Origin of the sequence: Shewanella sp. SM87, assembly GCF_025653705.1 — a bacterium.
Lineage (GTDB): Bacteria > Pseudomonadota > Gammaproteobacteria > Enterobacterales > Shewanellaceae > Shewanella > Shewanella oncorhynchi.
In genome coordinates, this window is the sequence record NZ_JAKKSC010000022.1 from 1 (window position 1) to 12,103 (window position 12,103).

Annotated in this window: 6 protein-coding genes and 2 tRNA genes; 3 read left to right on the top strand and 5 right to left on the bottom strand. The window is 47.3% G+C overall.

Annotated features, from left to right (window positions below; genetic code table 11):
• Positions 1-105: 105 nt before the first annotated feature.
• Both L5M11_RS16415 and L5M11_RS16420 read left to right on the top strand, forming a co-directional pair.
• A tRNA-Lys gene (locus tag L5M11_RS16415) sits at positions 106-181 on the top strand.
• A 59-nt stretch (positions 182-240) separates the two neighbouring features.
• Positions 241-316, top strand: a tRNA-Lys gene (locus L5M11_RS16420).
• Positions 317-692: 376 nt separating this feature from the next.
• Here the strand turns inward: L5M11_RS16420 and L5M11_RS16425 are convergent.
• The 3 genes from L5M11_RS16425 to acs all read right to left on the bottom strand — a co-directional run bounded on the left by L5M11_RS16425 (position 693) and on the right by acs (position 4,943).
• Positions 693-953, bottom strand: coding sequence for a GrxA family glutaredoxin (locus L5M11_RS16425; RefSeq protein WP_028760344.1), 261 nt, complete (start codon positions 951-953; stop codon positions 693-695).
• Between the two features lie 60 nt (positions 954-1,013).
• Positions 1,014-2,768 carry a DEAD/DEAH box helicase gene (locus L5M11_RS16430; protein ID WP_263185939.1) on the bottom strand — a complete coding sequence of 585 codons (1,755 nt, stop codon included), beginning with the start codon at positions 2,766-2,768 and terminating at the stop codon, positions 1,014-1,016.
• A 222-nt stretch (positions 2,769-2,990) separates the two neighbouring features.
• Positions 2,991-4,943, bottom strand: a complete 1,953-nt coding sequence (gene acs / locus L5M11_RS16435; protein ID WP_198572683.1) for an acetate--CoA ligase — start codon at positions 4,941-4,943, stop codon at positions 2,991-2,993.
• A gap of 174 nt (positions 4,944-5,117) precedes the next feature.
• Here acs and L5M11_RS16440 point away from each other — a divergent pair, with 174 nt between their 5' ends.
• Positions 5,118-8,558 carry a PAS domain-containing hybrid sensor histidine kinase/response regulator gene (locus tag L5M11_RS16440; RefSeq protein ID WP_263192763.1) on the top strand — a complete coding sequence of 1,147 codons (3,441 nt, stop codon included), beginning with the start codon at positions 5,118-5,120 and terminating at the stop codon, positions 8,556-8,558.
• Between the two features lie 141 nt (positions 8,559-8,699).
• Here the strand turns inward: L5M11_RS16440 and L5M11_RS16445 are convergent, their stop codons facing one another.
• Both L5M11_RS16445 and bioA read right to left on the bottom strand, forming a co-directional pair.
• Complete coding sequence (locus L5M11_RS16445) at positions 8,700-10,301, bottom strand: methyl-accepting chemotaxis protein (protein WP_263192765.1); 1,602 nt, start codon at positions 10,299-10,301, stop codon at positions 8,700-8,702.
• Between the two features lie 392 nt (positions 10,302-10,693).
• Entirely contained in the window at positions 10,694-12,049 is a 1,356-nt protein-coding gene (bioA, locus tag L5M11_RS16450; protein ID WP_263192767.1) for an adenosylmethionine--8-amino-7-oxononanoate transaminase, read from the bottom strand.
• Positions 12,050-12,103: the final 54 nt, after the last annotated feature.

The window sequence follows — 12,103 nt, forward strand, 5'->3', positions numbered from 1 at the left end:
GCTTTTAACCAATTGGTCGAAGGTTCGAATCCTTCACGACCCACCACTTATTATTCGCATTGTTGATGCCAAAATAAGTGAACATTTTTATCGTAATACCTAGATGGGTCGTTAGCTCAGTCGGTAGAGCAGTTGGCTTTTAACCAATTGGTCGAAGGTTCGAATCCTTCACGACCCACCACTTATTATTCGCATTGTTGATGCCAAAATAAGTGAACATTTTTATCGTAATACCTCGATGGGTCGTTAGCTCAGTCGGTAGAGCAGTTGGCTTTTAACCAATTGGTCGAAGGTTCGAATCCTTCACGACCCACCACTTATTTTTCAGCTGTATCTCTCTCGAATTTCTCCCTGAATGTCCCTCGTTAAACTCCAATACTGAGTACCGAATTTAATACCTTCGTTTTACTTATTCCACTGCAAAATATTTTTCTAACATAATTATTGGCATTAGCAAGTTCGACTAATGCAGCATCTTTAAAAAGAAATGTATCTTGAGTTTGGCGATTATATTAAAGCTGACATTATGTGCAGTGATGATGACAATGGTGCGTATAATTCTGGGGGGGTCTAGGCAGTTTATGTACCGAGCACTATTTATGGAAAGCTCTAATCCCACTTGGTTGTGATAAAGACTAAAAAGGAGACCTTAGGTCTCCTTTTGCATTAAGCGGATCACATATCTATAGAGTTTAATCTAACAGATTGTTTTCGCGAACATATTGTTCGAAATCTGTGCAGCCACCTATGTGCTTCTCATCGACAAAAATCTGCGGTACGGTTTCAACTGGCTTACCGACAGTTTTTTCTAAATCTGCTTTAGAGATGCCTTCTGCATGGATATCGACATATCTGAACTTAAAGTCATCACGTTTTTCAACGAGTTGCTCAGATAATTGCACAGCACGAACGCAATAAGGACAGCCTGGACGGCCAAAAATAACAACGAACATAATAGCTCCTTAGGATTACTTTAGTCGTTTTATACCATAGGCCTAAGTGAATTGATAATGTCAGCCACGTTTATTTTCAGTTTGATAGCGACCTTGATAATCAAAATAGCTTTCGAGCAGATCCCAGCCTTTTTTATGTTTCTTCAGCAGCAAGAGATCGGGCATGCGGAATTTATCCGCGTCGCTGATTAACTCTGTCACCTTAGTGTATTTTTTCGGTTTTAATCCCGGTGTACGGCTATGGGGAAAGATGAATAAGGCATATAGGGCTCGCCACTGGGCCGGTGTTTGTAATTTAAAGCGGCGATTGAATTCATTACCGTCGATATCGAGGTACTGCACTTTCAGATTGCCGTCATCGTCGATGAGGCTCATATGCTGGCAGCGGAATAAATGATGGTGCTGCAGGCTGAGCACTTGGCGTAGGCGTTTATCGGGATCGATGAGGGTCGATTGGCAGTGCTGGCAAATGCGCGCCGCGATATCATTCTCTTCGCCGCAATCAGGGCAAGATTTAGATCTAAATCGAAAGTCGCACTGCAGCTTTTTACCTTGCAGTTCGACTATGCCCTGACAGCGGCGACCAAAGTGTTCGATAATGTCGCCATCGTCGTCCGTGAGTCCCCAGAATATATTGGCAAAATCGCATACTGGGCAATGCACTTGCACGGGGACCGATTTACTGTTGGGTTTCGCTTGGCCGACCTCAGGGAAATACAAGTCATAACCATTGGCAGCATAGTCGATGATAAGACAATCTTTTTTGCCTTCAGCGATTCGCAATCCACGGCCGATCATTTGTTGAAACAGACTGACTGAGGCGGTAGGGCGCAAAATTGCAATCAAATCCACATGGGGCGCGTCGAAGCCTGTCGTCAACACAGCCACGTTGACTAAAAACTTAAGCTCTTGGGCTTTAAAGCGTTCAATCGTCGCGTCACGTTCATTGTCGTGCGTTTGTGCTGTGATAATGGCACTTTGTGCAGCGTGAGCTTGGTTGAGTAGGTCAAAAATCTCATTAGCGTGGCGCACCGTTGCCGCAAAAATGATAATACCTTTTCTATGTTGGCTCAGTTCAATGAGTTGTTTCACAATCGCAGTGGTCGCGCGGCCGTAATGTCCCAGTAAATCGTTAACCTCGGCTTCGGCATATTCGCCATTCTCGTTTGCTTTAAGTTGGCTGAAATCGTACTGGGCACTGAGGCCATCAAACAGGGTTGGCGCTGTGAGGTAACCTTGCTTAATGAGCGGCCTTATGGGCAGCTCGAACACACAATGTTTGAACACGGCATGTTCGGGAGACCCCACTTTGCCGTGATAGTGTTGCTGATAAATCCAGCCAGTGCCAAGGCGATAGGGCGTGGCGGTGAGACCGAGCAATCTTAATTGGGGATTTTTCGTGCGTAAATGGTTGAGTACTTGCTGATATTGGCTGGTTTTTTCTAGGCTGACTCTGTGGCATTCATCAATAATGACTAACGAGAACGGCTGATCGAACTGCGTTAATCCCCGCGCTGCCGATTGAATACTGGCAACGACGGTTTTTCCGTCGGTGGCTTTTTGATTGAGTCCCGCCGCATAGATACTGGCTTGTGCTGTGAGGAGGCCGACTTTCTCGGCATTTTGCGCAACTAATTCTTTCACATGGGTGAGCACTAAGACTCTGCCTTTGGCGATGCGCGCCAGTTCGGCGATCACTATGCTTTTGCCGGCGCCTGTGGGCAATACAAGTACGGCGGAAGCTTGGCTTTGCCTAAAATGGGCGATGGCGGCATTAACCGCTTGCTGTTGATAGTCTCTGAGTTTGACTGACACGCTGATAAAAAATCTATGCTGAATAAAAGTGAAGTTGCAAGCTTAACATAACAGGCAAAAAAAATGCCCCTGGTTGGAGGGGCAAGCTAGAGAAAGGAGCAATCACACACACTCTCTCAACAGGGTTCACTTTTAACCTGAGGTTTAAAAAGGGAGGTTCAGGTTACGCTTAACCTATTGGGCATAGACTAAGCGTTGTGGACGTTATTCTTAACTCGGATATTACTCAGTACGATTTAAACGTGATTCAATCAAGGTCTCGATCACAGCTGGATCGGCCAAGGTTGATGCATCCCCTAAGTTGGTCACTTCGTTAGCGGCAATCTTACGCAGGAAGCGGCGCATAATCTTGCCTGAACGTGTCTTAGGTAAGCCCGTCGCCCATTGGATGAGATCTGGGGTGGCCAGCGCACCAATTTCTTTACGAACCCATTGACGCAGCTCTTGACGTAGTTCTTCGGTTTCTTCAGTGCCGCGGGTTAGCGTGACATACGCATAAATACCTTGGCCTTTAATATCGTGTGGGTAGCCAACTACCGCAGCTTCTGCAACCAGTTCGTGTGATACCAGCGCACTTTCGACCTCTGCCGTACCTAATCTGTGGCCGGACACGTTGATCACGTCATCGACGCGGCCAGTGATCCAGTAGTAGCCATCTTCATCACGGCGTGCACCGTCACCGGTAAAATACATGCCGCGGAAGGTTTTAAAGTAGGTCAGTACAAATCGTTCATGGTCGCCATACACAGTACGCATTTGGCCCGGCCAAGAATCGAGTAACACTAAGTTACCTTCGTTCTCACCTTCTAAAATATTCCCCATGTTATCCACTAAGGCGGGTTGAACGCCAAAGAACGGGCGGGTAGCTGAGCCGGGTTTAGTATCGGTCGCGCCTGGCAGTGGGGTGATCAAAATGCCGCCCGTTTCAGTTTGCCACCAAGTATCGACGATAGGGCAATGTTCATGACCTATGACCTCATGGTACCAACGCCACGCTTCTGGGTTGATAGGTTCACCTACCGAGCCCATGATCCTCAAGCTGCTACCATCGAACTTATCGAAGTGTTGCTTACCTTCTGCCATCAATGCGCGAATTAACGTTGGCGCTGTATATAGAATGTTCACTTTATGGCGGTCAATCATTTCGCCTAAACGGGCAGGGCTTGGATGATTCGGCACACCTTCATGGATAAGCACAGTCGCACCATTGGCGAGCGGGCCGTAAACCATGTAAGAGTGGCCAGTGATCCAACCCACATCCGCGGTACACCAGTACACTTCACCCGCTTTGTAGTCGAACACATATTCATGGGTCATAGACGCATAAACCATGTAGCCGCCAGTGGTGTGCAATACGCCCTTGGGATTACCGGTTGAACCTGAGGTATAAAGCAAGAATAACGGTGCTTCGGCGTCCATTTCTTCTGGTTGGCAGTGCTCTGATGCGGTTTCCATCAGTGAATGCCACCACACATCACGGCTTTCTACCCAATCTACTTTGCCACCCGTGCGTTTAAGTACGATGACTTTTTCAACCGTAGTGACATCAGGGTGCTTTAAGGCATCATCGATGTTGCGCTTCAATGGAATAGCACGGCCACCGCGCATACCTTCATCGGAGGTAATAATGACTTTGGATTTTCCGTCAATGACGCGAGAGGCGATAGAATCAGGTGAGAAACCACCGAAGACCACAGAGTGCACAGCGCCGATACGGGCACAGGCGAGCATAGCCACTGCGGCTTCTGGCACCATAGGCATGTAAATTGTGACTATATCCCCGCGGCGCACGCCTTGGCTGCGCAGTGCGTTGGCAAACTTACACACATCTGCATGTAATTCACCGTAGGTGATTTTGCGTTGTTCGCTGGCGTTATCGCCTTCCCAAATAATCGCCACGCGATCACTGTGCTCGGCTAAGTGACGGTCTAAACAGTTGGCTGAAGCATTCAAGGTGCCATCGTAAAACCAATTGATCGATAAGTTATGGTCATCAAAAGAGGTTTTTTTAATTTTGGTATAAGGTTTAATCCAATCAATACGCTTGCCGTGTTCTCTCCAGAAACCTTCAGGATTGACAATCGACTCTTGGTACATTGTTTTATATTTATCGTTGTTTACAAGTGCATTGGCAGCGATATTGCCGGAGACTTTGTAGAGAGACTGCGAGCTCATAGGGCTTCCCTTTTGAAAAATTGCGTGGACTGAGTATGGTATGCAAGGGGGCGGCAACTCCATTAGACCTTGGTCTAGTGTTAAATTTTCCTTTATATTTAGTCTGTTGCATTAAAAATCCGGCTAGATTTTAGACAGGTTTTATCGCACAATAATCAGAAAAAAGAGCAAAGTATGAATTTAACCTTAGTCGTTGCTGTTATTGCCGTCTGTTATGTCTCGCTTTTATTCCTATTGGCTTGGGGGGCGGAGCGTTGGTTTACTCAGATCACTAAAAAGCTTCAGGTCGTTATCTATGGTCTGAGCTTAGCGGTTTATTGCTCCTCGTGGAGTTTTTTAGGCACAGTTGGGCAATCGGCTAAGGATTTTTGGTCTTTCTTACCGATTTTTATCGGCCCTATTCTGATTTTTACTTTAGGCTTTGGCATGTTACGCAAGATGGTATTAGTGTCTAAGGCGCAAAATATCACTTCCGTGGCCGACTTTATTGCCGCCCGTTATGGCAAATCTCAAACCTTAGCCGCCTTAGTCACCTTAATTGCCTTGTTTGGCATCATGCCCTATATCGCCCTGCAGCTTAAGGCGATGGTGTTCAGTCTTAATTTGTTTCAACCCGCTGACGATCCCCTCGATGGCGTGACGATTCCGTTACTGATCACTTCGCTGTTAGCCATATTTGCCATTTTATTTGGTACTCGCAAACTCGATGCGACCGAGCATAATCCCGGCATGATGCTCGCGATTGCCTTTGAGTCTCTGGTGAAACTTGCCGCATTTTTGTTGGTCGGCATCGTCATTAGTTTCGGAGTGTTCGATGGTTTTGGGGATATTTGGCAGCAGGCCAATGCGCAGTCACTAATTAATTATCCTAATCCACGTATTGAAGCCTTAATGCCTGAGTTACTCGTCGGAATGGCGGCCTTTTTATGTATGCCAAGGCAGTTCCATGTGATGGTGGTGGAATGCGCCGATGAGTCTGTGTTGTCAAAGGGGCGTTGGCTGTTTCCCATCTATTTAGCGCTTTTCGGTTTATTCGTTGGACCGCTAGCCTTGGCGGGGAAGCTCATCCTCGGAGACTCCGTGTCGGCCGATACCTATGTGATTAATTTGCCGCTGGCGTTAGATCAACCCTTGTTGGCTGTGATTGCTTTGCTGGGCACCTTATCTGCGGCAACGGGTATGGTCATTGTTGCTGTAGTGACTATCAGTGTGATGGTAAGTAACGAATGGCTGGTGCCAGTGATGCTGCGCACGGGTCATATCCGCGAGAAAAACTTCAGTCAGTTCTCGCACCTGTTGCTTAATGCCCGCCGCTTGGCGATCGTGATTATTCTGGGCTTAGGCTATGGCAGCTATTTGGCATTATCAGACAGTGATTCCTTGTCCCATTTAGGCATGTTGTCTTTTGGTGCGTTTGCCCAACTCGCGCCAGCTTTAGTCGGTGGACTCTATTGGAAACACGGCAATCGTGCTGGGGTATTTTTAGGACTCGGCGTGGGCTTTTCGCTGTGGTTCTACATCATGTTGCAGGGCATGACAGATGTGCAAAGCTCATCGGCGTTCTTGTCTAGTGTCGCGAGCGAGAAAGGCCTGCTAGATGCGATAACGCCCAATGTGCGTGATGCGCTGACGGCTCTTTTTGCCAATATTGCCTGTTATATTTTGGGTTCTATTTGGTTTAGAGCGGGTGTGGCTGAGCGTATTCAGGCCAGTGCTTTTGTGAGTCCGGGTAAATTGAAAAACAGCGCCAATAAGAAAAATGGTCCGATTTCACAGCAGGACTTACTGATACTGGCGAGTCGTTTCGTTAGCCCAACACGCGCCTATGAGAGTTTTAGCCGTTTCTCGATTGATGCGGTAAAAAGTGATAGTTGGCATAAAGCGGCGCCGCCGGAGTTGATTTCCCACACTGAACGTTTATTGGCGGGGGTGCTTGGCGCTTCAAGCGCAGCGCTGGTGATGGATTCCGTGCTGCAAGGGCGCGATTTAGCGCTGGATGAAGTCTTTAGTCTGGTCGATGAAGCCTCATCGAAAATCATGCTCAGTCAAGACATGTTGCGCGGCGCGATTGAGCATGCCTATGAAGGCATGAGTGTTATCGATAACGATCTCAATCTTGTGGCATGGAATTACAAATATGTGGAGTTGTATCAATATCCCGATGGATTTTTACAGCAGGGCATGCCCATCAGTGAAGTGATCCGCTTTAATGCGGCGCGGGGTTATTGTGGTGAAGGGGAAATAGAACAGCAGGTTGAGCAGCGGGTGCAGCATATGCGTAATGGCACACCGCACACTTCTGAGCGCCATCGCAGAGACGGCAAAGTGATTAAAATTCAAGGCAATCCTATGCCAGATGGCGGCTTTGTGATGACCTTTACCGACATTACTCAGTATCGCGAACAGGAGCGCGCGCTGCTCGAAGCCAATGAAACCTTAGAAAGCCGCGTTAATGAGCGAACCTATGAATTAGCCATGTTGAACAGTGAGTTACTCGAGGCTAAAGCGCAGGAAGAAATCGCCAACGCCTCTAAGAGTCGCTTCTTGGCTGCTGTTGGCCATGATTTAATGCAACCGCTTAATGCCGCGCGGCTGTTTACTGCGTCGTTATCTCAGTATCCCAATCTAGATCGTGAGGCCAGAACCACCTTATCCCATGTGAATAGCTCGCTAAAAATTGCCGGCGAGTTGCTCACCGACCTATTGGATATTTCTAAACTCGACTCAGGTATGGTGGATGTAAATCGCCGTGACTTTGCGATTTCAGAACTGATCAATGGCTTATCTGTTGAATTTGAAGCGATGGCAGCGGATAACCAAATTCGTTTTAAGATGGTCCCATGCAGCGCAACCGTTAATTCTGATCCTTCGTTACTGCGCAGAGTATTACAAAACTTTTTAACCAATGCCTACCGTTATGCTCGCGGTGGCAGAGTGTTATTTGGTTGCCGTCATCGAGGTCATTACCTTGAAATCCAAGTGTTAGACACGGGTTGTGGTATTGATGAAAAAGAAACTCAAGAAATTTTCAAAGAATTTAAGCGGTTGAATAATCCTAAGAGCAACAATGTTAGCGGCTTGGGCTTAGGTCTGGCGATTGCTGATCGCATCAGTAAAGTGTTAGAACACGGTATTCAGGTTTCGTCCCATTTAGGGCGCGGCTCGGTCTTCTCCATTTGTGTTCCGCTTGGAGAAACTGTGCGTCAACCACAAGTGAAAGCGTTGCCGTCGCTGCTGCAGCCGTTATCGGGTATCAAAGTGTTGTGTATCGACAACGAAGAGGCCATTTTAGCTGGATTAGAAAGCCTATTAAGCCGCTGGCAGTGTGAGGTTATCTGTGCAAAAGATTTATCCGATGCACGCATTAAACTAGGACTGAAAGGCGTCGCGCCTGATATTGTGCTCGCGGATTACCATTTAGATGATGGCCAAAATGGCGTCGATGCGATGGACGGTATTCGTGCCCTGTATGGCAAAGATCTACCCGGCATTTTGATTACCGCCAATACCCGCAAAGAGTTGGTGGAAGATGTGCAACGCCGCGGCTATCACTATATGGCGAAAATGATAAAACCTGCCGCGCTACGTGCCTTGATTTCTAGCTTGGTAAAATAAGCTTGGTATGCGTGTTCGGTAACATGAGTTTAGTGACGTCGGCACGTTTAACGAAATGCCAAGATAATCGCGTAATTTTTTATGCGGCTTATCTTGGCTAAACGGTTTGACACAGGTTTGTGGGTGTAACTAAATACATGACTAGAGTTTGAATACGGCCAGTTTATTGTTTAAATTCAGTGATAATTCGGCCAAACTTTCACTTTCTTGAGCCAAATAAGTTGCCGATTCAGAGACTTCGAGCGCTGAGTTATTAATCCCGCACACGTTTCTGTTCATGTCTTCTGCGACCACACTTTGTTCTTCTGCGGCGGTGGCGATATGGGTTGCCATGTCACTCACATGTTTTATATGAGCAACGATAAGCGATAAATCCTTCCCCGCTTTTGCCGATTGACTCACACTGTTTTCTGCCAAAGCTCGGCTTGCATCCATTGCCTTAGCGGCGCTCACGGCCCGTTGTTGCAATAATGAAATCGTGTTTTGAATTTCTTCGGTCGATTGCCTAGTGCGACTTGCGAGTTGCCTCACTTCATCGGCGACTACAGCGAACCCTCGCCCTTGCTCGCCAGCGCGGGCGGCTTCAATTGCCGCATTCAGTGCCAGCAAGTTGGTTTGGTCTGAAATCGCGCTGATAACAGAGGTGACCTCGCTGATCTGCATGACTTCCTCTTTAAGCATATTCACTTGATCCGTCGCTTGCTCCACTTCTTTGGCAAGAGCATGAATACCATCTACGCTGGCGTGAACATCTTGGTCGCCAAGGCCAGCTTCCCAAGTGGCTTCTTTGGTATCTTTGGCTGTGCTCTCCGCATTATTCGCGACATCGGCGATAGTGGCGCTCATTTCATTCATGGCGGTGGCAAGTTGGGCGAGTTGATCCCGCTGATTATTTACCGCTTGATTGGTTTCCTCTGCAGTTGAGGCGATACGAGCCGAGGCCTGTGCAACATTGTCAGCGCTATGACTCGCTTGAAGTAAAGTGCTACGAATTGAGTCTATGCTTTGGTTTATATTGTGGGCTAAGATGTCAAGTTCATCTTTACCATAGATTTTTAGCTGAGTCGTTAAATCACCTTTTGTGATGGCGAGCATAGCCAGATTCACATCATCCAATGGCTGCGTAATAGAGCGACTAATGGCATATCCTAGCCAAGCCATAAGCACAATAATGGCAAATGTAATGCCTCCCATGGTGAGGTATTCATTCCAAATGGTGGCTTCGATATCTTGGAGTAACATACCTGAGCCTAAAATCCAGCCCCAAGGTTTAAATCCCATGACAAGTGAGATTTTTTGCGCTGATTTGCCATTCGCCGTCGTCCAGCGGTATTCGACTAATCCTTGTTTGCCATCACGGCCGAGTTCGACCATTTCGAACCAATAATTCTCTTCGCCTCGATTACCCATTTGTTGGCCAACCAGTTCTTTTTTGATGGGATGAACGATAACGTGCCTCGATTCATCAATCACAAACAAGTAGTTATCACCATCAAAACGCATGTCGTTTAACATGTCTTTAGCGGCTTGCTGTGCTTGCTCTAGGGGTAGCGATTGCGACAACGCTTGGATACGGCTACTGGCGAGGGATAATACGGCATTAAGTCGTGCTTCACGCTCTGCCATCAGGTTGTGCTTGAGGGCTGTGACGGAAATAGTGAGTAAAATTAAGGCACCTGCGAGGGCGATAATGAGCTGTAGTGCGAGTTTTCGATTAACGGGGATGTCAGCGAGTTTGAACATATGCTCTCCTTTTCTTTGTGTAGCGATTTAAGCCATTCCCTCTGCTCAAGTTGTTGTCAGCTTTTGGCGAAAGATATGTTGTGTAAAGTGAGTGATATAAGCATCGTTGGCTTTGATAAAATTTCCAGTTGGCGGATTAAATAAATGCACTAAATTACAGGGTTTTAATGGAAATTGTGAGCAATATTGCAATTGCAACCTTAGCGCGTTTATCTATCGAGAGGATGCGAGATTCGAACAAGGGAAGGGGCTGCTGAGTACTGATATAAGCCAGGCAGTTCGAACCCCTAGCGCACAGTGCGCAGGGGTTCGTTTATTTGAGAGCCTATGTAAGTTGAAGGCTTATTGAGTTGAAAGAGCGTTAAGCTAAAAGATGGTCAAGCGCTAAAGCATTAACCGTGGCTGATAAGCTGCGGCTCAAGACTTTTTGATACCGCGCTAATACCTGCTGCGACTTGCTTCATCGCACTGGTGAGTTGGCTTAATTGTGCTGAGCTAATGATATAGGGCGGCATGATATAGATAAGGTTGGCGAAGGGACGCACCCAGACGCCTAAATCGACAAATTGCTGCTGTAACTCAGCGGTATTGACGGGTTCGTGCATCTCTAACACGCCGACAGCGCCGAGCACGCGCACATCTTTTACGCTTGGCAAATCAATCGCATCGTTAAGTTCAACGCGCATTTGCTGCTCGATAGCGGCCACTTGCGCTTGCCATTCATTACGGTTAATTATGTCTAAGCTTGCACACGCCGCCGCGCAGGCCAGCGGGTTGCCCATAAATGTCGGACCATGCATAAACACGCCCGCAGGAGATTGGCTGATTCCTTGGGCAACTTTATCGGTACATAGCGTTGCCGCTAGGCTGATATAACCGCCAGTTAGCGCTTTGCCTAAACATAAGATATCAGGGGTAATATTGGCGTGTTCATAAGCAAAAAGCTTGCCTGTCCGACCAAAGCCAGTGGCTATTTCATCTAAGATCAGCAGGACATCAAATTCATCACATAGGGCACGAAGACCCGTTAAATAATCTGCGCTGTAGAAACGCATACCGCCAGCGCCTTGCATTATCGGCTCTATAATCACAGCGGCAATCTCATGGTGATTAATGCTTAATATGTCGCGCATTGCGGTTAAATCATCGGCTTGTAAGGCTTCGCCAAAGGCGGTTTGTGGCGCGGGCACAAATGATTGCTTGGTTACTGCATCGCCAAACATAGTGTGCATGCCGCCTTCGGGATCGCATACGCTCATCGCGGCAAAGGTATCGCCGTGGTAACCCCTCTTAACGGTAAGAATGCGTTGTTTTAGCGGTCGCTCTTCTCCATGTATACTTTGCCCTTGCCAACTCTGACCTTGCCAATATTGCAGCGCCATTTTAATTGCCACTTCGACTGAGATAGATCCAGAGTCGCACAAAAAGACCTTTGTCAGCGGTTCGCAGGTCATAGCGATAAGTTTTTTACACAGTTCAATGGCGGGTTCATGGGTGATACCGCCAAACATCACATGGCTCAGTTGATGCAACTGTTTTTCCATCGCGGTTAATATCTTGGGATGTGCATAACCGTGCACACAGGCCCACCACGAGCTAGTCCCATCGACCAGCTTGCGGCCATCGATGAGTTCAAGCTCGCAGCCTTTGGCGCTGTGTACACCAAAAACAGGAAGAGATCGGGTCATTGAGGTGTAAGGATGCCAAATATGGGCGCTATCAAAGTCAAAATCGAGTAAATTGCGCATAAATGCTCACTTTTTTGGTGATAAAGTAGCCATTAGTAAACTGGGTTCACTGGT